18 protein-coding genes are annotated in these 22,205 nt (G+C 67.9%); 8 read left to right on the top strand and 10 right to left on the bottom strand.

The window, feature by feature from the left end:
- Positions 1–9 precede the first annotated feature (9 nt).
- Positions 10–681 (top strand): GAP family protein, encoded by a 672-nt coding sequence (locus ACIBG5_RS23250; RefSeq protein ID WP_396393561.1) that lies wholly within the window; start codon positions 10–12, stop codon positions 679–681.
- Positions 682–686: 5 nt separating this feature from the next.
- Here the strand turns inward: ACIBG5_RS23250 and ACIBG5_RS23255 are convergent, their stop codons facing one another.
- From ACIBG5_RS23255 to ACIBG5_RS23290, 8 genes are all read right to left on the bottom strand, one after another.
- A complete protein-coding gene (locus ACIBG5_RS23255) occupies positions 687–1,631 on the bottom strand; it encodes an HAD family hydrolase (protein ID WP_396393562.1) in 945 nt (314 codons plus the stop codon).
- Between the two features lie 12 nt (positions 1,632–1,643).
- Positions 1,644–3,998: an arylsulfatase gene (locus ACIBG5_RS23260; protein ID WP_396393563.1), complete on the bottom strand. Its 2,355-nt coding sequence runs from the start codon at positions 3,996–3,998 to the stop codon at positions 1,644–1,646.
- Between the two features lie 104 nt (positions 3,999–4,102).
- On the bottom strand, positions 4,103–5,875 hold the full coding sequence (locus ACIBG5_RS23265) for a SulP family inorganic anion transporter (RefSeq protein WP_396393564.1): 1,773 nt from the start codon (positions 5,873–5,875) through the stop codon (positions 4,103–4,105).
- Positions 5,876–5,893: 18 nt separating this feature from the next.
- On the bottom strand, positions 5,894–6,826 hold the full coding sequence (locus ACIBG5_RS23270) for a polyphosphate kinase 2 family protein (protein ID WP_396393565.1): 933 nt from the start codon (positions 6,824–6,826) through the stop codon (positions 5,894–5,896).
- On the bottom strand, positions 6,823–9,621 hold the full coding sequence (locus ACIBG5_RS23275) for a cation-translocating P-type ATPase (protein WP_396393566.1): 2,799 nt from the start codon (positions 9,619–9,621) through the stop codon (positions 6,823–6,825). Before ACIBG5_RS23275 ends, ACIBG5_RS23270 begins: the two co-directional genes overlap by 4 nt.
- 53 nt (positions 9,622–9,674) lie before the next feature.
- Positions 9,675–9,974 carry a hypothetical protein gene (locus tag ACIBG5_RS23280; protein ID WP_396393567.1) on the bottom strand — a complete coding sequence of 100 codons (300 nt, stop codon included), beginning with the start codon at positions 9,972–9,974 and terminating at the stop codon, positions 9,675–9,677.
- Between the two features lie 84 nt (positions 9,975–10,058).
- The gene (locus ACIBG5_RS23285; protein WP_396393568.1) at positions 10,059–11,753 is read right to left on the bottom strand and encodes a SulP family inorganic anion transporter; all 1,695 of its coding nucleotides are present in this window, start codon (positions 11,751–11,753) and stop codon (positions 10,059–10,061) included.
- Between the two features lie 15 nt (positions 11,754–11,768).
- Positions 11,769–13,265 carry a DUF2252 domain-containing protein gene (locus ACIBG5_RS23290; RefSeq protein WP_396393569.1) on the bottom strand — a complete coding sequence of 499 codons (1,497 nt, stop codon included), beginning with the start codon at positions 13,263–13,265 and terminating at the stop codon, positions 11,769–11,771.
- A gap of 279 nt (positions 13,266–13,544) precedes the next feature.
- On the opposite strand from ACIBG5_RS23290, the gene ACIBG5_RS23295 reads away from it, so the two are divergent.
- From ACIBG5_RS23295 to ACIBG5_RS23310, 4 genes are read left to right on the top strand one after another with little or no spacing between them, the layout of a single operon-like run.
- Complete coding sequence (locus ACIBG5_RS23295) at positions 13,545–14,834, top strand: diacylglycerol/lipid kinase family protein (RefSeq protein ID WP_396393570.1); 1,290 nt, start codon at positions 13,545–13,547, stop codon at positions 14,832–14,834.
- Positions 14,835–14,843: 9 nt separating this feature from the next.
- Positions 14,844–15,062 carry an amphi-Trp domain-containing protein gene (locus ACIBG5_RS23300; protein ID WP_396393571.1) on the top strand — a complete coding sequence of 73 codons (219 nt, stop codon included), beginning with the start codon at positions 14,844–14,846 and terminating at the stop codon, positions 15,060–15,062.
- Positions 15,063–15,075: 13 nt separating this feature from the next.
- The gene (locus ACIBG5_RS23305) at positions 15,076–15,660 is read left to right on the top strand and encodes a phosphatase PAP2 family protein (RefSeq protein ID WP_396393572.1); all 585 of its coding nucleotides are present in this window, start codon (positions 15,076–15,078) and stop codon (positions 15,658–15,660) included.
- Positions 15,657–16,115, top strand: coding sequence for a DUF6069 family protein (locus tag ACIBG5_RS23310; RefSeq protein ID WP_360455906.1), 459 nt, complete (start codon positions 15,657–15,659; stop codon positions 16,113–16,115). The genes ACIBG5_RS23305 and ACIBG5_RS23310 overlap by 4 nt, the downstream gene beginning before the upstream one ends.
- Positions 16,116–16,124: 9 nt before the next feature.
- Here the strand turns inward: ACIBG5_RS23310 and ACIBG5_RS23315 are convergent, their stop codons facing one another.
- Positions 16,125–16,739: a hypothetical protein gene (locus ACIBG5_RS23315; protein WP_360455909.1), complete on the bottom strand. Its 615-nt coding sequence runs from the start codon at positions 16,737–16,739 to the stop codon at positions 16,125–16,127.
- Positions 16,740–16,749: 10 nt separating this feature from the next.
- Positions 16,750–17,913 (bottom strand): AI-2E family transporter, encoded by a 1,164-nt coding sequence (locus tag ACIBG5_RS23320; RefSeq protein WP_396393573.1) that lies wholly within the window; start codon positions 17,911–17,913, stop codon positions 16,750–16,752.
- A gap of 201 nt (positions 17,914–18,114) precedes the next feature.
- On the opposite strand from ACIBG5_RS23320, the gene ACIBG5_RS23325 reads away from it, so the two are divergent.
- From ACIBG5_RS23325 to ACIBG5_RS23335, 3 genes are read left to right on the top strand one after another with little or no spacing between them, the layout of a single operon-like run.
- On the top strand, positions 18,115–18,525 hold the full coding sequence (locus ACIBG5_RS23325; protein WP_396393574.1) for a hypothetical protein: 411 nt from the start codon (positions 18,115–18,117) through the stop codon (positions 18,523–18,525).
- A 13-nt stretch (positions 18,526–18,538) separates the two neighbouring features.
- Positions 18,539–20,566 carry an alkaline phosphatase family protein gene (locus ACIBG5_RS23330; protein WP_396393575.1) on the top strand — a complete coding sequence of 676 codons (2,028 nt, stop codon included), beginning with the start codon at positions 18,539–18,541 and terminating at the stop codon, positions 20,564–20,566.
- Positions 20,567–20,578: 12 nt separating this feature from the next.
- Positions 20,579–22,174, top strand: coding sequence for a phospholipase D family protein (locus ACIBG5_RS23335; RefSeq protein ID WP_396393576.1), 1,596 nt, complete (start codon positions 20,579–20,581; stop codon positions 22,172–22,174).
- The last annotated feature ends 31 nt before the right edge of the window (positions 22,175–22,205 follow it).

Genomic DNA, 22,205 nt, shown 5'->3' on the forward strand with positions numbered 1-22,205 from the left:
GGGGCAGAAATGGGTGGCGTGATCGGTGACATCCTTCCCCTCGCGCTGGGCGTCGCGATCAGCCCGGTCCCCATCATCGCGGCGATCCTCATGCTGCTGTCGCCGAACGCGAAGACGACCAGCATCGGGTTCCTCATCGGCTGGATCGCCGGGATCGTTGTTGCTGTCGTCGCCTTCACTCTGCTCTCGTCGCTCCTGTCCGAGGGCGATTCTGACGCCTCGAGTCCGGTCAAGGGCACGATCCAACTGGCCCTCGGCGTGCTTCTGATTCTCCTGGCCGCGAGGCAGTGGAGGGCCCGTCCGCGCGGTCAGGTGGAGCCCGAACTGCCGAAGTGGATGTCGGCCATCGACACCCTCACCACGGTCAAAGGGCTCGGCCTCGGTTTCCTGCTGTCGGCGCTCAACCCGAAGAACCTCATCATGGCCGCCGGAGCCGGCATCGCGATCGGCGGTGGCAACCTCGGCACCGGTGAGACCGTCGTCGTCATCCTCGTCTTCACCGCGATCGCCGCGAGTACCGTCGCGGTGCCCGTGATCGGCTACCTCGTGGCCGCCGACCGGTTGGCCGAGCCGCTCGAGGCTCTGCGCGGATGGCTGGTCCGGGAGAACACCGTCGTGATGGCGATCCTCCTCCTCGTCATCGGCGTGGTCATGATCGGCAAGGGCATCGGGAGCTTCTAGCCCGCTCAGGCTTCGGCGAAGACTGTTGCCCAGTCGTTCTTGATGCTGACCACCGTCCAGTCCTGTGCACGGGCCTGCTCGAGCGACGTCTCGGCGCCGGCGGTGTAGCTGAACTCACGATCCTCGTCGTCGTGCAGGACCAGCAGCCGTAGTCCGGGCCGCGTCGGATGCCCGGCGTACCGGAGCATCGGGATGTCGCCGTTGGAGTTGCCGCCGGCAACGACGGGCCGTCGGCCGATCCGGCTCCAGATGCGTACCGGCTTCAGGGGACCGTCGTCGAAGACGTCCATCTCCGCCTGGTAGACGACCGATCCGCCGGCGTCGTCGTCCTGGTACCGCAGGCCGGTCGAGCTGCCGATGATGCGCTCGGCCGGAATGCCGTAGAGCTCCTCGGTCACCGGTCGCATGAAGTCGCGGTCGCCTCCGGACGCGATGAAGGAGGTGAACCCGTGGGCCTCCAGGTAGCGCAGCAGTTCGATCATCGGGAGGTAGGTGCATTCCCGAAGCAGCCGGCCGAGCGTCGGGTGGGGCGTCGTCTGCAGGAAACGCGCGGCCAGCTCCGCGTAGCTGTCGACACTCATCCCGGCGAACGCCTGAACGATGCCGCCCAGGAGCACCTTCACGCCGCTGTCGTCGCCGTGGTAGTGCTTGGTGATCGCGCCACCGAGCCACGCGTAGTCCTTGTCCCGGGCGGCCTGCCACGGCTGCCGGGAGCGAAGGTTCGGGTCCTGTTCGGCCATCTCGGCCAGCCGCTGCAGGACAAAGCCGACTTCGACCGGCATCGGCTTCTCGCACCACAGTGTGCCGTCGTTGTCGAACACCGCGATCCGCTCGGAGGGCGGGACGTACTGCGCCCCACCCTCCTGCACGGCCCGGCCGACGTAGTCCACGATCGCCTGCCGTGCCGGAGTGTCCCTCCAGGACGGCAGCACCTCCACGGGATCGGTCACGAGCCCGGCCGCCTACTCGCGCATCAGCATCAGGGCGGCCTCGCGTTCGAGGTCGAGGTACGGATCACCGCTGACATCGACCGCGACCCGGTTGATGGTGCCGCCGGTGAAGGCGTGCGGTGGCTGGCCCGGGTAGTCGTCGGTGATCGGCTCTCCGGCGTGCCTGCCGACGTACAGACCCGCGCCGGCGATGGCGAACGCCCCGAGCTGGGTCTTGATCTGTCCCTCGCCGACCTTCTCGTCGCCGTGGTACAGCGACAGTGTTCCGGTCGCGCCGTCGGGATCCATGCCCTGCTTCTCGAACGAGGCCGACAAGATCAGGTTCTCGCCCGTCGGGATGTCCTTGGTCCCGACGACCTGCTGTTCGATCGCGCCGACGAAACTGTTGACGTAGTGCAGCCGGTTGTCCTTCACGTACAGGGCATGGCCACCGAACCTCGCGCCCATCGCGAACAGCACGCCTTCGGCGCCCGGCGCCGGGATGTCGACCAGAGCGCCGATCGAGAAGGAGCGGTTGCGGGTGTTGACCGCCTGCCATTCCGAGACCGGGGCCGTGTCCGGGTAGTACACGTAGCGGTCCTTCGCCGCGGTCAGCTGGGGCCGGGCAGTGGTGAGGATCTCGACCGCGGAGCGGTCGTCGAGCGGGAACGCGTTGTTCGCGCCGGCCTCGGAGAACCAGATGTTGACAAGCTCGCGCAGTTTGTCCGGCTGCTCCGCCGCGAGGTTCCTGGTCTCGGACCGGTCGACCTCGACGTGGTAGAGCTCCCAGTCGTCGGCGTTGAAGTCGCCCCAGCCGGCGATGGTCGGGTGGGTGGTGACCGCCTTCCAGCCCTCGTGGTAGATCGCGCGGGATCCCAGCATCGAATAGAACTGGGTCCGTCGTCCGGAGTCCGCGGACGCGTCGTCGACGCTGGCGCGCATGCTCATCCCGTCGAAGTTGCTCTGGGTGTGTCCCTTGATCGCCTCCGGGGCATCGACGTCGAGGACGTCGAGAATCGTCGGGACGATGTCGATCGCGTGGTGGTACTGGTGGCGGAGTTCCCCGCGGGCCTGGGTGCCCTTGGGCCACGAGATGATGCAGGGGTCCGCGGTGCCACCACTGAACTCGTAGCGCTTCCACATCTTGAACGGCGTGTTGAACGCCATCGCCCAGCCGTTCGCGTAGTGGTTGTACGTCCTCGTACCACCCAGGTCGTCGAGCTTGGCGAGGTTCTCCGCCAGGTCGTCGTCGATCCCGTTGGCGAACTTCATCTCGTTGACCGAGCCGTTCGGGCCGCCTTCGCCGCTCGCACCGTTGTCGGACACGACCACGACGAGGGTGTTCTCCAGTTGGTCGGTCTGCTCCAGGTACTCGAGCAACCGGCCGATGTGGTGGTCGGCGTGCGCGAGGAATCCGGCGTACACCTCCGCCATCCGGGCGAACAGGCGCCGCTCGTCGGCGTTGAGCGTGTCCCACGGGCGGGTGTAGTCCAGCGCCGGGAACGGCTTGTGGTCCGGGCCGCTGCGCGACTCCGGGGTGCCGATCGGATTCACCGGCGGCAGTTCGGTGTCGGCCGGCACCAGCCCGAGCTTCTTCTGGCGCGCCAGGGTCTCTTCCCGAATCACTTCGTACCCCTGGTCGAAGCGGCCCGCGAACTTCTCGATCCACTCCTTCGGCGCGTGGTGCGGAGCGTGGCAGGCGCCGGGTGCGTAGTAGAGGAAGAACGGCTTCTCCGGAGCGATCGCCTTGGCGTCCTTGATGAACTCCACCGCCTTGTCGGTGATGTCATCGGTGAGGTGGTAGCCCTCCTCGGGCGAGCGTGGCTGATCGACCGGGTGGTTGTCGTAGACGAGGTCGGGATACCACTGGTTCGTCTCGGCCCCGAGGAACCCGTACCACCGCTCGAAGCCCCTGCCGGTGGGCCAGTTGCGCCGGGTCGAGGCGAGGTTCATCTCGTCGGTGGGGCACAGGTGCCACTTGCCGACCATGTAGGTGTTCCAGCCCCGCTCGCCGAGGATCTCCGACAGCATCCCGTTCTCCGGTGGGATCGTGCCGCTCGCGTTCGGGAATCCGATCGCCGCCTCGGTGATGCACGCCATGCTGTTGCGGGTGTGGTTGCGGCCGGTGAGCAGGCACGACCGGGTCGGCGAGCACAGAGCGGTGGTGTGCCACTGGGTGAAGCGCACCCCGCGCGAGGCGATCGCGTCGATGTGAGGGGTCTCGATCGGACCGCCGTAGCAGCTCATCGCCGAGAAGCCGACGTCGTCGAGCACGATGTAGACGACGTTCGGTGCATCCTCGGGAGCCTTGGGCGGTTCGAACGGCGTCCAATCCGGCTCGGAGTCGCGAATGTCGACGTTGATCGTCCCTCGGAACTGCTCAGGCATGATGCCCCTCCTGGCTGATCGGCAGCAGTCAGGCCAGCCTCGCCGAGCCCCGATTTAGGGTCTTCACCCCCAAGGGATGAAGCGACTTTCGCGCACCGCCGGGCTCATCGCCGCGACCCTCCGTCGTCAGCCTCCGGCTGCGGACTGCGCCAACTCGCGCCGGTCTGCCGTACGTACTCCGCGACCGCCTCGTCGAGCGTCGGGAGGAAATGCGCCGGGTCGATCGTCCGCGTGAGTTCGTACCGCTCGATCTTCTCGCGCACCGGATCCTTCATCTCCGCGAAGACCAGGGACACGCCGTGTGCGTTGAGCCAGGCATCCAACTCCTGCAGCATGTCGGAGGCTGTGGTGTCGACGTCGGTGATCGGCTCGGCGGCCACGATGATCCAACGGAGGCCGGGATCATCCGTGGCGATCTCCCGCACCTTGTCACTGAACATCCGCGCGTTCGCGAAGATCAGGGGCGCGTCGAAACGGTAGACGACCAGACCGCGCAGGAGTTCGGCGTCGGGGTAGTTCTCGGTGTCGTGCAGGCCCGCGATGCCCTCCACCCGGCCGAGCTCGGCCTGGTGCGGCCACCAGGTGCGGCGGAAGACGTTGAGGATGGACAGGCCCACGGCGACGAGAATGCCGGGCAGTACACCGAGGAAGGCCACGCCGAGCAGCGCGATGATGGACAGCCCGAACTCGGTCCGGCGCTGATGCCACAGCCGGCGGGTCCCGGCGATGTCGGCCAGCGACAGCGCGGCAGCGATGACGATCGCGCCCAAGGTCGGCTGAGGCACGTACTGCATCAGCGAGGTGGCGAAGACCAGGACCACGGTGATCATCGCGGCGCCGACGATGCCGGTCAGCTGGGACCGGGATCCGGCCTGCTCGGCGACGGCGGTGCGCGACCCGCTGGTGCTGACCGGAAAGCCCTGGAAGAACCCGGCCGCGATGTTGGCCGCACCAATGCCGACCATCTCCTGGTTCCCGCGCACCCGATCGCCCTTGCGCGCGGCGAACGCCGATGCCGTGGACATCGTGTCGGCGAGCGCGACGACGGCGATGGCGAACGCCCCGATGAGCAGCGGCGGCAGATCGTCCCAGCTGACCGCTGGGACCGTGAAGGGCGGGAATCCCTGGGGGAGTACGCCGACCGTGTCGACGTCGTGCGACTCGAGGTCGAACCCGTTGACCAGTACGGCGGCCAGCACCACGACGATGAGCACGCTCGGCAGCTTGGGAAGCAGCCGATTCAGCAACAGGATGCCGACCAGCGAACCTATCCCGAGGATCGCGGCCGTCACGTTGGCGTCACCGTCCGCGAGCCCCGACCCGAAGGCGCGCACCTCGGCCACCAGCCCGTCGGCCTCGACCGAGAAACCGAAGAGCTTGTCCAACTGACCGACGATGATGGTCAGCGCGAGCCCGTTCATGTAGCCGATCTGGGTCGGCTTCGACAGCAGGTCCGCCACGAACCCGAACCGGGCCACGCCGGCGACCACCATCACCACACCGACCATCACGGCCAGCATCGAGGCGAGCGCGACGGCCCGGGCGGGGTCACCGTTGGCGAGCAGGAGCGGCGCTATCGTTGCCGCGATCATCGGACCCAGGGACGAGTCGGGACCAAGTACCAGCACTCTGGACGGTCCGAAGACCGCGTAGCCGAGCAGGCAGAGAATCGAGGTGTACAGCCCAGTCACAGGCGGCAGCCCGGCCAGTTCGGCGTACGCCATCCCCTGTGGCACCAGCAGCGCCGACAGCACGAGTCCGGCGACGATGTCCTTCGGCAGCCATGCCCGCTCGTACGACCTGGCCACCCCGACCGCGGGCACGTACTCCTGCCACCAGGGAGGTTTCACATCGGGGCGTTCCTCGACACTGGCCATGGCGGTCAGCCGATCGGCCTAGGCTTCCGCGGCGAACGGATCGGCTGCCGCGCCCTCAGGGGCCTGTTCCTCCAGCGTCTCCTTGATCTCTTGCAACGCCTTCCGCGCCTTGTTGCCGACCTTGGGATACCGGGGATCGATCTCGATCAGCGTGTTGGCGATCACCGAGGCGGCGGCGATGCGCGCGTACCACTTGCGGTCGGCGGGAATCACGTACCACGGCGCCCACTCGGTGCTGGTCTTGGACAGCATCCGCGAGAACGCGTTCTGGTAGTCGTCCCAGTACTCGCGCTCGCGGATGTCGGCCGCGGAGAACTTCCAGTTGTGGTCGCGCAGGTCGATCCGCCGCAGGAAGCGGATCCGCTGCTCCTCCCGGGAGAGGTTCAAGAAGAGCTTCACGATCTTGATGCCGTTGTCGCTGAGGGTTCGCTCCCACTCGTTGATTTCGCGATAGCGCCGTTTCCACAGTCCCTGGCGGGTGCCCGGCGGAAGCTTCTGGCGGTCGAGGAGTTCCGGGTGCACGCGGACGACGAGCACCTCCTCGTAGTGCGAGCGGTTGAAGATGCCGATCTCACCGCGACCCGGTAGGCGCAGCCCGTAGCGCCACAGATAGTCGTGGTCCAGCTCCGCGCTGGAGGGGACCTTGAAGCTGTTCACCGACACGCCCTGGGGATTGACGCCGGTCATGACATGGCGGATGGTGCCGTCCTTGCCGCCCGCGTCGAGCGCCTGCAGCACCACCAGCACGCCATGGGTGTGCTGTGCGTACAGCCTGGACTGATACTCGGACAACAGTTCGGTCCCCTGGGCCAGCAGTTTGCGGCCGCGCTTCTTGGAGCGGATCATGCCCCTGAAGTCCGGCTCGAAGTCCCTGGCCAGCTTGACGTTCGAGCCCGGTTCGACGCGGAACGGCTCGATGAAGTCGGCGATCCGCTGCTCGCGAGATGTCATTCGCTGGCCCCTACCTTTTCGGTGCGCCTGGCACGAGCCGGCGCGACGGCGTGCTCCGGGCTGAGTGTCGGCCGCGACCGCAGCCGCCGCCTGCGGACCAGCTTGTCCACCTCGACGACGATCGGAAGGAGCGCTGCCAGGCCGAAGCAGACGAGCCACTGGCGCGGGCTGAGTGTGACGGTGAGCATCCCTTCCTGAAGCGTCGGGAGCTGGGTCGCCAAGGACAACAGGACGACGGGGATCAGGCCGATCACCAGGGCCTTCATGATCGGTGGTGTCAATCCGCTGGTCGGCGCGCGCCGGTTGACGATCGCGTTGAACACGGTCCCCAGACCCATCACTACGAACGTCATCGTCAGCGAGACGGTGCCCTGCGTCGTACTCGGGTCGTCCGGCCCCGCCACCAGCGGCACGAAAGCCGCCAGGAAGAGCACGGCCGCGTAGACGATCCACCGGATCACCGCGTTGCGGTTCGTGATCGGTACGGCGGGATCGCGCGGCGGACGGTGCATCACGTCGGGATCACCGGGGTCGACAGCGATGATCACCACACCCACGGCCGTGGCGAAGAACAACAGGAACAGGACCATCGACGGAGTCATCGCCACGCCGTCGTTGATGTCGAACACGGTGGCGGCGAGGAAGAGGAGGACCAGCGCCAGCAGCTGCGTCATCTGATACCGCACGTACGAGACGACCTTGTCGTAGACGCGCCGCCCGATCTCGACGGCGTGCACGAGGGTGCCGAAGTTGTCGTCGGTGAGCACCATCCGTGCGGCCTGCTTGGTCACCTCGCTGCCGCTTCCCATCGCCACCCCGATGTCGGCCTGTTTGAGGGCGGCGGCATCGTTGACGGCGTCGCCCGTCATCGCGACGATCAGGCCCTGCTCCTGCATGGCCCGGGCGAGTCGCAGCTTGTCCTCGGGAGTGACCCGCCCGAACACGTGCAACTCGGGCAACTGCTGCTTGAGCTGCTCGTCGGTGAGCGCACGCAGTTCCGCGCCGCTGATCGCCCCGGGACCGAGGCCCAGCTCCTCGCCGATCGCCTGAGCGGTGATCGCGTGATCACCGGTGATCATGCGTACGTCGATGCCGGCCGCAAGCGCCGTACCGACTGCGCTCTTCGCCTCCGCGCGCAGCGGGTCGATGATGCCGGCCATACCGACGAACGACAGCCCCTTGGTCAAGGACATCGGATCGTCGGTCATCGCGGTCAGCTCGTGGTCGGCAACCAGGCGGGCAGCGAACGCGAGCACGCGCAGACCCTTCTGCCCCATCCGCAGGTTGGCCTCGTCGATGCCCTCCCGCGACTGCGTGATCGGGACCTGCGAGCCGCTGAGCGGTCCGCCCGCCTCGCTGCAGCGCGCCACGACGACGTCGGGCGCGCCCTTGACCAGCTCGATGAGATGCTCGACGCCGTCGACGTTCACCCGGTGGAACGTCGCCATGAACTTGTACTCGGAATCGAACGGAACCTCTGCCAGCCGCGGGTAGGTACGTCGCGTCTCCTCGGCGTCGACACCGAGTTTCGCGGCCAGTACGACGAGCGCGGCCTCGGTCGGATCGCCGATCACCGATCCGTCGTCGCCGACCACTGCGTCGCTGTCGAGGGCGAGCCCGAGACCGAGGCGTGTGAAGTCCGGCACGGGGGCGCCGGCCACCGAATGGATCGCGCCGCTCTTTCGGTAGCCCTCGCCGTCGACGGTGAACCACAACCCGCTCGCGTACAACGTCGAGACCATCATCTGGTTCAACGTGAGCGTCCCGGTCTTGTCGGTGTTGATGACGCTGGTCGCACCGAGAGTCTCGACATCGGTGAGGTTCTTCACCACGGCCTTCGCCGCGGCCAGTTGCTTCGCGCCGAGCGAGAGCAGGCCCGAGACGAACGCCGGCATACCGGTCGGGAGCGCCGAGATGGCCATCGCGGTGCCGAGCAGCAGGAGGTCCTTGCCGGGAGTCCCGCGGATCAGGCCGACCACCACGATGACCGCGACAGCACCCCAGGCAATGATCCCCAGAACCTTCGTCAGCGAGTCCAGTTCGCGCTGGAGCGGCGACCGGGTGCGCTTCACCGAGGTGAGCATTGTCGCGATCCGGCCCATCTGCGTCTGCATCCCGGTCGCGGTGACCACGATCGTGCCAGTGCCCCGCGTCACCGAGGTGTTCTGGAACAGCATGTTGGTCTGGTCGCCGAGACCGACGTCGGGGGCGGTCAGCACGGCGGTGCCCTTGGCGATCGGCGCACTCTCTCCGGTGAGCGCAGCCTCCTGCGCCTCCAGCGTCGCGGACCGGACGATCCGGCCGTCCGCGGGTACGATGTCGCCGGCCTCGACCTCGACGATGTCGCCCGGAACCACCTGCGTGGCCGCGATCATCGTCACGTCGCCGTCGCGGATCACCCGGGCCTGCGGCACCTGCAGATCGGCGAGGGCATCGACACTCGCCCGTGCCGTCAGCTCCTGGCGGGTACCCAGTCCGACGTTCAGCAGGATGAGCAGGGCGACGATGACTCCGGTCGAGAGCTCCCCGATCAGCAGGCTGACGACCACGACGGCGATCAGCATGAGGTTCATCGGGTCGCGCACTTGCTGGCCCGCGATGGCCCAGATCGAGGGCGGCTTCTCGGCCGCGATCTGGTTCGCGCCGTACGACGAGAGCCGGCGCGTCGCCTCGCTCCCGGCAAGCCCCGTCACGACATCGGAGCCGGCCGCGTCGACGACCTCATGCGCCGCAAGACCGTAGGGCGGACGCTCGGCGCCGGTCGCCGACGACGCTGTGGTACCGATCTCGCTCACTTGTGCCTGCCTCCATGTCGCGTCAGCGGTCGGTCACTCCGCGGTCTTGGTCCTCAGGCCTGCGCGCCGGACGGATAACCCGGTGCCTGCCTGCGCTGCGTCCACCCCGCGCCCCAGTGCGCGATGTCGAGAACGCCGGCCAGGACCACCCAGAACCAGTCCAGCCCGCTCAGACCGCCCGTCCGCCAGAGGATCACGTACATGAGTGTTGCGAAGGGAAGGAAGATCAGTCCGAGGAGCGGCCAGATCCAGCTGTCGAAGGCGGCGTCGACCAACTTGGGCCGTGCCACCCAGACGATGAACAGCGCCAGGCGGGGGAAGACTCCGGCGAACAGCGCGAACAGGCACCCCATGGTCGTTCCTCTCGTAGGCTTCCACCGACCATGCCTCGGCACGGGCGGCGCCTGCCTCATCCACAGAGGATGTCTCGCAACGGCTCATCCGCTGAGAGGGAGACGCGGGTCGGGGTCGGCCCGGTAGGCGCGGAACGCCTCCGCCAGGGTCGGGAAGATGTTGTCCTGGCCGATCGCGTCCAGGGTCCCGTACGCCCGGAGCGTCGAGAGCAACTGGGTATCCGGCCGGACGAGCACGAAGCGGGCGTTGTGAGCCCTGCTGTAGTTGACGAGGTTGGCCAGCGTCACGCCGGCCGAGTAGTCGATGTCGTCGATCGCGCCACAGTCCAGCGCTACCCAACGGACTGGGTCAGGAGCGGCCGAGATCACCGACTCGAGGTGGTCGGCGAAGCGGTTGGCGTTGGCGTAGAAGAGTTCCGCGTCGTAGCGGAAGACCACCAGACCGGGCAGGCTCTGCGCGCCCGGCTTCGCCGGCAGGTAGGTCGGCTCGCCGGCCTGGTTCTGACCGATGACGAAGTCGCCCGGTGTGTACTGCCGCCGGACGAGATCGAGCAGCGAGAGCACGATGGCGAGGATGATTCCCTGCTCGACGCCGACGGCGAAAACGGTGATCGCCGTGATCACAGCCACTACGAACTCGTTCTTGCGTCGCATCCACAGCTGCTTCAGGCCGGGCACGTCGATCAGGCTGACGCCGATGAGGAAGACGATCCCGGCGAGAACCGCCGTGGGCATGTCCGCCAGCAGTCCGGTGAAGAACAGGGTGAACACCAGCACGACGGCCGCCATCGTCAGGTTGGCGAGTTGGGTGCGCCCCTTCTGCTCGTCGAGGATCTGCGTCTTGGTCGGGCTGCCGTTGACCACGAAGGTGCCGGTGAGGCCGGCGGCGAGATTGGCGCCACTCAGCCCGACGATGTCTCGGTTGATGTCGACGGCATCTCCGTGCTTGAACGCGAAACTGCGGGAGGTGGCGGCGCTCTGGGCGATGATGAGCACGAAGCAGGACAGGGCGGTCGGCACCACCTTTCCCACGTCCGACCAGGAGATCCCCGACGGCAGGCCGATCGGCGGGAATCCGCCCTGCACGGCACCGACCACGGCGACGCCGTGCGCCTGCGCGTCGATCAGGGCGGAGACAGCGGTCAGCAGGACGACGGCGACGACGGCACCCGGGACGGCCGGGATGAAACGCCTGAAGATCTGGATGACCACGATCGTGGCCAGCCCGAAGGCCAACGTGCCGAGCTTGATCGAGGACAGCGAAGTGATCCAGTGCCATTGCTGTTCGAACCAGCCGCCCTTGCCCTTCGGGATGCCGAGCAGGTCCGGGATCTGCCCGGACAGCACCTGGATGCCGACGCCGGTGAGGAACCCGATCAGTACCGACGCGCTCAGGAAGTCACCGATGAAGCCCAGGCGCAGAAGCCGCGCCAGGATCAGCAGGGCACCGCAGACCAGCGCTGTCAGGCTGGCGAAGGCGAGCCAGTCGGGCGATCCGGGCGTGACTCCGGCGATGCCCAGACCGGTCAGGCCGGCGGCGAGCACCGCGGCCGTGGCCGAGTCCGCGCCCACGACGAGCAGCCGCGACGAGCCCAGGAGCGCGAAGAGCAGGGTGGGAAAGATGATGGTGTACAGCCCGGTCACGATCGGCGTACCGGCGATCGACGTGTAGCCCATCACCTCCGGGATCGCCACCGCCGACAGGGTCAGACCCGCGATGAGGTCGCGCGTCAGCCAGGCCCGCCGGTAGCCGCGCAGCGGCTCGGGGATCAGATTCATGCCGGCCGGTCGTGGTCAGACTTGCTGGATGGCGTCGATCCGGTTCGAGCTGATGGCTTTGGCGAAGTCGGCGAAATCCTGGTCGTTCTGGGCTGCGTAGCGTTCGGAGAAGTCGGTGATCGACTTGTCGAAGGCGTCGTCGTCGCCGAGGTAGGCAGCGATGGAAACCGCGTCACCCGATCGTGCGTGAGCACGGGCCAGGGTCCATCCGCACGTGCGGGCGTAGTAGGCCATCACCGCGGGCAACATGAGCTCCACGAGCGCTGAGCCCTTCATGTCGCGCAGTTGGCGCCAGTAGAAGTACCGGTCGGCCTGAACCCCTTTGGACCAGCCGAGGAAGATGTCGCTGCTGGCCTGCATCAAGCGCTGGCCCTGGACCACCCGCTCGCCCGGCTGCCTGAACGCGCTCTTGCGCAACGGTCCTTCGAGAACCGACCTGGTGGCCTCCTTGACCTGGAGGAACAGCGGATCGCCGCGGTCACGGCCCTGCAGCAGAACGACGAACGCTCGCGTTCCGACGCTGCCGACGCCGACGACCTTACGGGCCCAGTCGATGACCTCGAAGCGCTCGAGCAGTTGCCGAACGTCGGGCCGAAGAGTGGAGCGGTAGTCGCGGAACAGGTCGAAGACGACCTCCTCGAGATCTCCGGGCTCCACGCCGTACGCGGTGTGGAGCTCGCGCGCGGGGACGATCACCGGCGGGACGCTGGCGATGCGGTAGCGGCCGTCGACCTCTTCGCCGAGCTTGGACAGGGCCTGATTGCTGTTGCGGGAGTGGGCCTTCAGCGCATTCTTCGTAAAGCGCTTGTGGGCCTCTTTCACCTGCTTCAGCGTCATCCCGCCCGTGCCGTCCTCGTCGGCGGTCTTGTTCTTGCCCTTACCCTTCTTGGATCCCTTGCCCTTGCTGTCGGCTCCGGCCAGGAGGGCATTCACCGACTGGTTGATCTCGTCCTCGGAAATGTGGGCATACCACACGTCGAGGGTTCTCTGGGCGGCGAAGTCGGCCATCGTCTCCCGGTAGGAGGTGACACAGGCCTTCGTGATCGCACGAGCGTCCGCCTCCGAGTATCCGTTGTTCTGTGCCGCCACCATGAAACTCGCGGCCAGCCGTTTGACGTCGTACTCGAACGGGCCTGGGAGGGTCTCGTCGAAGTCGTTGATGTCGAAGACCAGGTTGCGCTCCGGCGACGCGAAGACGCCGAAGTTCGACAAGTGGGCATCTCCACACAGCTGGACCTCGAGACCGGCCGTGGGCGTGTCGGCAAGGTCCGTGGCCATGATCTTGGCAGCGCCACGGTAGAACGTGAACGGCGAAACCATCATCCGGCCGTGCCGCACCGGGACCAGGTCCGCGTCACGCCGTAGGTTCTGCTCCTCGATGAGCGCTACCGGGTCCGGCCGGTCCGCGGCGGGCACCCACCCGGCGTGACTGTCCGGATTCACCCGGGCGCGCGCTTCCAGACCTCGTGCGGTGCGCTCGTCGAGAGTCGGATGTTCAACCTTCGTCGCCATGATCGGCCGCCCCTTCTCGCCATCGCAGGCGCGACTCGTCGGACGAGCCGGGTCCCCACCCTGCGATCGGCGTACTCCTCCGACGATCCGGCAGAACCCGGGCGCACCGCATCACCCCTGAGGGAGGATCACGCCACGACGCCAGCCTGACGGCCGGTCCGGGAGCAGATCATCCGGGGTGTGGGATGCCTCGATGGGAGCGGCCGCACAGGATGGGCTTGGCGTCGGGGCTCGGCGCCGAGGCGGAGATGCTGAGGGCGGGCCGATGGGGTGGAATTCGTGAGGCGGCGGGTTGCCGCGATTGTGGCGCTGTTGGTAGGGGCGGCGACGGTCGTGCTTGCCGTAGTGGTCGCGGTGAGTCAGTTCCCGCGCGGGCTTTTCGTGTTGGGCTGCGTGGTGATCGCTGCCGTCGCGGCCTGGTACGGCGTGTTGCGGAGAGGGATCGCGCGCGTCGTCGGGCTGGCCGTGGCCGGCCTGGCGCTTGCCGGTGCGGTGGTCCTGGTTGCCGTGGGTGGGAACTTCGGCGTCGATCTGCTCGTCGTGGTGGGGCTCCTGGTCACTCTGGCAGCGTCACGAGCCACCTTTACCGCCCACGTGGATCTGCCGCGGGTGCCCGCCCCACAGCATCCGGTGCTGTTCTACAACCCGAAGTCCGGCGGGGGAAAGGCAGAACGCTTCGCTGTCGCCAAGGAAGCACGCGACCGCGGGATCGAGCCGATCGAGCTGAAGCGCGGGGACGACCTCGAAACCCTTGTCCGCGGCGCAGTCGCCCGGGGTGCTGACGGACTCGCGATGGCCGGCGGGGACGGATCGCAGGCGGTCGTCGCCTCGGTCGCCGCCGAACTCTCGCTGCCCTACGCCTGCATACCCGCCGGCACCCGCAACCACTTCGCGCTCGACCTCGGGGTCGACCGTGACGATGTGGTCGGTGCTCTCGACGCCTTCGTCGATGGCGGCGAGCGGCTGGTGGACCTCGCGGAGGTCAACGGCCGGGTGTTCGTCAACAACGTGTCACTCGGCGTGTACGCCGAGGCAGTACAGCGCACCGGCTACCGCGCTGCCAAGATCCGGACCATCCTCGACACCGTTCCCGACGCGCTCGGTACCGGTGGCAGCGATCTCGACATGCGCTGGACCGGCCCCGGCGGCCATGGACATCGCGGGGGTGCGGCCGTGCTCGTGTCCAACAACCGCTACCGCCTCGGTCGTGCTGTTGGTTCCGGCACCCGACCGCACATCGACGACGGCCTGCTCGGCATCACCGTCATCGGAGCACCAGCCGACGGCGGTCAACGCCCCCTCCAGCGTCCATGGCGCGAGTGGTCGGCCCCCTCCTTCGAGGTCGACGCCGATCGCCCACTGCCGGCCGGCGTCGACGGGGAGGCGCTCATCTTCGACGCGCCTTTGCGGTTCCGCATCCGGCCCGGAGCTCTCCGGGTGCGCATCGCGCACCAGCACCCCGGATCCTCGCCGTCGGCGCTGGCTCCCGAGGGCCTTCGCGACGGACTGGTCCAGCTGGTGCGCACCGCCCTCGGCCGAGACCGGAAACCGGCAAGTCCCAACCCCTAGGAGGCCGCAATGGATCTGATCGAGGTCAAAGAGAAGGCGTCGATGAGCCGAGAAGACGCCGCGGCTCGCTTGCACGCTCTCGCCGACACCCTCGCCAAGGAGAACGACGTCGAGTTCGACCGCGGCGGCCTGCGGGTCAAGGTGCACGTTCCTGACCAGGTGCACTTCAAGCTCGAGTTCGAACTCGGGGACGACGGGAGCGAGCTAGAGGTCGAGCTCACATGGTGACGGAACCCGTTGCGTGAGCGACTCACTGCACCGCCTCTCCGGCTACGACCGCGCTGCCTACCGAGCGGTCGCGCGGCTGTCGACACCGGCCTTGGATGAGCCGATCCGGCGGGTGTCCGATTTCGCCAACTTCTCCAAGCTGTGGTTCGTCGTTGCCGGTGCCCTTGCGGTGTTCGGCGGTCCGCGGGGCCGGCGCGCCGCGGTGACGGGGCTCACCGCGATCGGGGCAACGTCCCTCGTGGTGAACCAGCCGATCAAGAAGCTGACGGGCGAACGTCTCCGGCCCGACCGGCGCGGCCTCGGCGTACCCGTGCAGCGGTGGGTGCGGATGCCCGCCTCGGGATCCTTTCCGTCCGGACACTCCGCGTCCGCGGCGGCCTTCGCCGTTGCCGTCGGAGGCGTCCTGCCCGGACTCCGGCCGGCCTTGCGGGTGACGGCGTCGGTCATCGCGTTCTCCCGCGTCTACACGGGCGTGCACTATCCGAGCGACGTTCTGGTCGGGGTGACCATCGGAGCGCTGTTCGGGCGGTTGACCGGGCGGCTGGCGCTTCGCCGCTGGCCACCATCGGAGCCGAATGAGAAGGAGCACACGTCATGACAGTTCAGCCCACGCACGGCGGTGCGAACGCGGTAGCAGCCGGTCGGCTGTGGGCCGGAGGCGGGGCCACGGCCGTCGTCGCCGCATTGATCGCCATCGTCGGCATCCTGCTCGCCCGCGGCGTCTTCGACGTAGCCGTCCTGGCGCCCGAAGGCGAGGGCACCTGGGGAGACGCGGACACGGGGAGGTACGCGTTGTACTGCGCTCTGGCGGCGCTGATCGCCACCGGCCTGATGCATCTGCTGCTGATCTCGACGCCCCGGCCCCATCAGTTCTTCACCTGGATCATGATGCTGGCCACCGTCGCGGCAGCGCTCGCGCCCTTCATCACCAGCGGGTCGACGTCGTCGAAGGTCGCGACAGCAGTGATCAACCTCGCCGTCGGGATCGCCATCGTCACCTTGGTGAACGGATCAGCGCGGGCGGCGACGCAAGAACGCCGCACCGCTCGGTAGCCGCAGACGTCAGGGTTTGCGCACGGCTGTCGCGTGCCGCCGTGACCAGCGCGCGCGGCGGGTGCGGGCGCGGACGAGGAACTCGCCCAGCTGATAGTGCGGGTCGGACGAGGTGGCGAGCGGCTCGGGCGAGCCGAAGACGACGTCGGAGATGGTGAGCCGGGAACCTCGACTCAGAGCATCGTGATAGCCGACCAGGCGCCCGTCGACTCGAAGGTAGGTCTTGCCGCTGGTGTGCCAGTCGAACCTCAGTTCCGCGAAGTGCGCACTGGGGTTCGGCAGTTGGCCGATGTCGTGCCAGACCCGGTGGAGCCGGACCCGGACCAGGGCCTGGAACGTGGTCAACGGTTCGAGACTCAGGGTGAACTCATCACCGAGGCGAAGAATCTGCAGCGACGAGTTGACGGCTCGGCCTGGGTGCTTGATCCGCAGCAGGCAGCTGACCCCGATCACCTCGAGAAGGGGAGTTTCGAGGACGTAGTGGAGACTGCGGCCTGGTGCGATCAGCACGGTGCCCTCGGACGGGCTCAGCACGAGCGAGCCCGGCGACAAGCTGCCGGGCAGACCTTGCAGGGACCGGATGTTGTGATCCGGGAATTCGTGCAGCAGCACTGAGCGCCACATGGCGATCTCCTCATCCGATCGGTTCGGCGGCGACCTCGCCCGGAGGCAGCTCCGCAGGTTTCGCCGGCGGGGTGGTGTCCTCCGGGAGTTGGCCGCCGGAGATGAGATCGCCGAGCCAGCGAGTGGAAGGGTCGGCGTCGAGGAGCAGAGCCTTGACCAGGAGCGACAGTGGAATGGCCAGTACGGCGCCCAGCGGGCCGAGGATCCACGCCCACAAGACCAGGGAGAGGAAGGTCAGAGTCGTGGACAGCCCGACCGCGTCGCCGACGACCTTCGGCTGGATGATCGACTGAATGATGAAGTTGATGACGCTGTACGCCACGATCACCCACAGGAAGGTCGCCCAGCCGTGGTCGAGGAGCCCCAGTAGCGCGGGTGGGATCACCCCGATGAAGAACCCGACGTTCGGTATGTAGTTGGTGATGAGGGCGAGCAGCCCCCACAGCCAGGGCAGCGGGATGTCCAGCAGGTAGAGGACCCCGACGTCGAACATGGCCACGATCAGCCCGAAGACGGTGGAGACGATCAGGTACCGCGTCGTACCGCGCGCGAAGCCGGTCAGGGCGCCGGTGACTTCCGGCCTGACCCGCGCCGCCTGGCGCAGGCGGTCCGGGAAATGGGTGGAGTCGATGCCCATGAAGAACAGGACGGCGACGACGAAGGCCAGGCTCGAGAAGACCCCGAGGAGTCCGCTCAGCCAGCCTTGCAGAATGTCGAAGAGCGCCCCGAGGTCGAGCTTCTTCAGGGCAGCCTCGAGTTGCTCCTGGCCCACGCCATGGTCGGCCAGCCAGCTGCGGGCGTCCGCGACCAGCGCGGTGAACTTGTCCTCATAGGTGGGCAGCAGGCTCGCCAGCTTGGCGACCGAGAGGGCCAGCGCTGCCGCGACTCCCAGCAAGAAGACGTTCACGACCACAAGTGCGATCAGCGCGGCGAGCCACCCCTTGACGCCTTTCCTGACCAGCAGCCGGCGCAGTGGACTCACCGCGATCGTGAGGACGAGCGCGAGGAAGACAGGACCGACGATCCCCGCGAAGCCGCGCAGCCCAGCGGCCGTCAGAACCGTGGCTCCGGTGCCGAGGAGAATGATGACTCCGCGCGGCAGTGCCAGTGGGGCAGGCGACGAGCCGGCTTCCGGCCTCCGGCCGTCGGGGGAGTCCGTCGAGCCTGCGGACATCGTCGCAACCTCCCTTTCCCGACCCGCCTGGGCTTCGAAGATCGCTCAGATCGCCCTGGCCAGCATCACCCACCCCGGATGATCATTCGCCGACTCCTGGTACGTCGTCCGCCAAGGGTGACGCGCCACCGGTCGGTGCGGTCCTACTGTCGACCGCGCGCTCGACGTCCGTCGAGGACCGAGCAGGAGGGGTGGACACAGATGACCGACGACCGCACTGTCGAGTCGCAGGCCGACTCGGGCTGGGCGATGAGCGGAGTCGCCTTCGCCGCCGCGATGCTGCTATTGATCGGTGCCTTCCACGTGATCGCCGGCTTTGCCGCCATCCTGAACGACGAGTACCTCGTGCGGGTCAGGGGCTACGCCTTCGATCTGGACATCACCGCCTGGGGATGGATCCACCTCATCCTGGGCCTGGCGCTCGTCGCGACCGCCTTCGGTCTGTTCTCCCGAGCGCGCTGGGCGGGTGTGGTCGCCCTCTTCCTGGTGGTGCTGAGTGCGATCGACAACTTCTTCTTCATTCCCTATCAGCCATTCTGGGCGCTGCTGCTGATCGCCCTCGACGTGTGGGTGATCTGGGCGCTGACGCGTCCGCGCGCGCTCCGTACGTGACGGCCGGACAACCGTGTCCACGCCGCTGGTCCGCACCGGCGATCTCGGCCGGATCGTCGCCACCTATGTCAGCTCGGTGCTGGCCCTTGCCATCGCGGACGCCATCCTGCCCGGCCTCAGGATCTCGTCGTTCCCACAGCTGCTCGCCGCGGCCGCGGCGACCCTCCTGGTCGGTGCGTTGGTGCGTCCTTTGCTCGTCGCCGCAAGTGCCGCGATCGGATGGTTCGCGGTACTCCTCCTGGCGGTGCTCGGACAGGCCGCGATCCTCGCGTTGGCGCTCACCCTGATCCCGGGGGTCGAGGCGGACTCGTTCTGGGTCGTGCTCGCGGCGGCGTGGATCGCGGCGGCCGCGGCGACGATCGTGGCGTGGCTCTGCTCCTCCGGTACGCCGGAAGCCTTCACGGCAACCCTCGTCCGCCGGACCAGGCGGCGGCGGACAAAAGTCGACGATCCCGAGGCTCCTGGCGTCATCTTCGTACAGCTCGACGGCGTGCCGTTCCCGGTCCTGCGCTGGCAACTCATGGCCGCCACCCTGCCCACGATGGGTCGCTGGATCCGCGAAGGCGGCTATCGGCTGGTGGAGTGGACCCCGGTGCTCCCGCCCACCACGCCTGCCAGTCAGTTGGGGATCCTGCACGGCCGCATCGACGGCGTACCCGCCTTCCGTTGGTACGACCGGGCCCTGGGGCGGGTGCTGGTGAGCAACCGGGCCGCTGACGCGGCCGAGATCGAGCGCCGGGCCACCGACGGCCGCGGTCTGCTGGCCGATGGCGGCGTGAGTATCTCCAACCTCTTCAGCGGTGACGCCGAGCGGTCGGTGCTGACGATGAGCAAGATCGAACTCAAGCGCGGTTCGGCCGACACACGTCGTCGCGCTGCCTGGTATCTCGCCCGGCCGGACGGTTTCGCCGGCAGCCTGTCCGGAGCGATCGCCGAGATCGCCCGGGAGAGGTTCGAGTCACGTCGGCAACGCCGTCGCGATGTTCTGCCGAGGGGACACCGTGGCTGGCTGTTCGCCGGTATGCGGGCGGTGACGAACGTCGTCCTGCGGGACCTCAACACCGCACTGGTGGCCGAGGAGATGATTCACGGCACCCGGGTCGTGTATGTCGACTATGTCGACTACGACGAGGTGGCCCATCACGCCGGCTCCTTGCGGCCGGAGTCGCTGGGCACGCTCGATCGGCTCGATCACGTGCTGGCATGTCTGGAAGCCGTGGCCGCGGAAGCGCCGCGGCCGTACCGGCTGGTCGTCCTGTCCGACCACGGGCAGTCCCAGGGAGCGATCTTCGCCGATCGGTACGGGATCGACCTGGCTGCGGTCTGCTCGCAGCTGACCGCGGCACAGGTCGAGGCGGTCCAGCAGTCGGTCGAGGGCTGGGGGCGCCTCAACGGCCTGCTGACGGATCTGGCCGGCGGCGGCTCCGGAACTCGACGGGTCGCCCGGGATGCGGCGCTCCGAGTGCAGGACCGCTCCGCTCCACCGGCGGTCACCACCGCTTCGGACCTCGTCGTCCTCGGGTCCGGCAACCTCGGCCTGGTGTACGCCGCTGAGGAGCGCCGCCTGACGATGGAGGACATCACCGATCGATGGCCGGCTCTCATCCCCGGGCTCGTGAACCACGACGGGATCGGATTCGTCGCGGTGATGAGCACCGAGCACGGGCCGCTGGTGCTCGGGCCGTCGGGTGTCCACCGGCTGTCCGACGCCAAGGTGACGGGCGATGACCCGTTGGCGCCGTTCGGGCCGCACGCCTCGGCCGACCTGCTGAGAGCGGTATCGATGCCCGAGGCACCTGACCTGTATGTGAACAGTTCCGTCGACCGGGACACCGGCGAGGTCTCCGCTTTCGAAGGTCTGGTCGGCTGTCACGGTGGACTCGGCGGCTGGCAGGGACGGGCGATGCTGCTGGCTCCACCCGATCTGGTGATCCCGGACCACCCGATCCGCGGCGCGGACGCGCTCCATCGCGTGCTTGTCGCGTACCTCGAACAGCTCGGACAGCGCAGCGGGATCTCGCGCGATACCGCGGACGTGTGAGGGGGTGTGACGATGACCGACCACACTGCCGGGCAATGGTTCCTCACCCCGGACGAGCGCGGCAATCCCGGCACGGACATCGACCGGGTGGGAGACATCGACGGGTCCTGGGTCGACGGCAACCTGGTGCGGCCGCTGATCCACGGGGCGACGTACTTCCGTCGCTTGTACGAAGAACTGTGCGCGCTGCGGCCCGGCGACCGGATCTACTTCACCGACTGGCGTGGCGACGCGGACGAGAAGCTGCTGCCCGACGGTCCGACGATCGGAACCGTGCTGGCCGATCTGGCCCGATCAGGAGTCGAGGTCAGAGCGCTGCTCTGGCGATCGCATTCGGATCATATGCAGTTCAACGCTCAGGAGAACCAGCGGCTGGGAACGAAGCTCAACAAGGCCGGCGCCGAAGTGCTGCTCGACCAGCGGGTCCGGCGCCTGGCCTCGCATCACCAGAAGCTGTTCGTGATCCGTCACCACGGCCGGCCGGAACAGGCGGTCGCGTTCGTCGGCGGCATCGACCTGTCCCACCAGCGCCGTGACGACGACGAGCATCTGGGGGATCCACAGCAGGCGCCGATGGATCGCAGGTACGGCGACCGTACGCCGTGGCACGACGCGGCGCTGGAGATCCGCGGACCGGTCGTCGGCGATCTGCTCCGCACCTTCATCGAGCGCTGGGACGACGGCCATCCGCTCGACCGGCGGACGCCGTACCGGATGATCGTGCAACGGCTCGCCCGGATGCCGCGCCATCCGAAGTCGCTGCCGGAGCAGTTCCCCGATCCGCCGCCGGCCGGGCCGCACGCCGTCCAGGTACTGCGAACATATGCCCACAAACGGCCCGGCTATCCGTTCGCGCCGCAGGGGGAGCGGAGCATCGCCCGGGCGTACGGCAAGGCGTTCGGCAATGCCCGGCACTTGATCTACCTGGAGGACCAGTACCTGTGGTCAGAGCTGATCGCGCAGGGGATCCACGATGCCCTCGAACGCTCGCCCAGCCTGCGCGTGATCATCGTCGTACCGCGGTACCCGGACGCCGACGGTGCCGTGAGTGGGCCGCCGGCACGCTTCGGTCAGTTGCGCGCTGTGCGGATGCTGCGCCGGACCGCGCCCGAGCGGGTCGGGATCTACAACCTGGAGAACGCCGAGGGGGCGCCGATCTACGTGCACGCGAAGATCTGCATCGTCGACGACGTGTGGTTCACCTGCGGCTCGGACAACTTCAACCGCCGCTCCTGGACCTGTGACAGCGAACTCACCTGTGCGGTGCTGGACCCGACTCCCGACGACCGGGAGTTGGTTGCCGAGGGCGCCCGTCGGCTCGCCCGGGACCTGCGGCTGGAGGTGTGGTCGGAGCATCTCGGCCGGCCGGTCGCGGGCCTGGCGCAGCTCGACCCGTTGACGGGGTTCGAGCTGTGGCAGCGAACCGCCGCGGACCTGGAGGCCTGGTACGCCGGCGGCAAGAAGGGCCGGCGGCCACCCGGACACATCCGTCCGCACGTGACGCAACACGTGACCCGTTTCCAGGCGCTCTGGGCCGAACCGCTGTACCGGCTGATCTACGACCCCGACGGCCGCCCCCGCCAGATGCGCCGCAACAATGAGTTCTGACCCTGAGTGTCGAGTACCTCACTCATCCTGG

The organism is Kribbella sp. NPDC050241, from assembly GCF_044459685.1.
Classification (GTDB): Bacteria; Actinomycetota; Actinomycetes; order Propionibacteriales; family Kribbellaceae; genus Kribbella.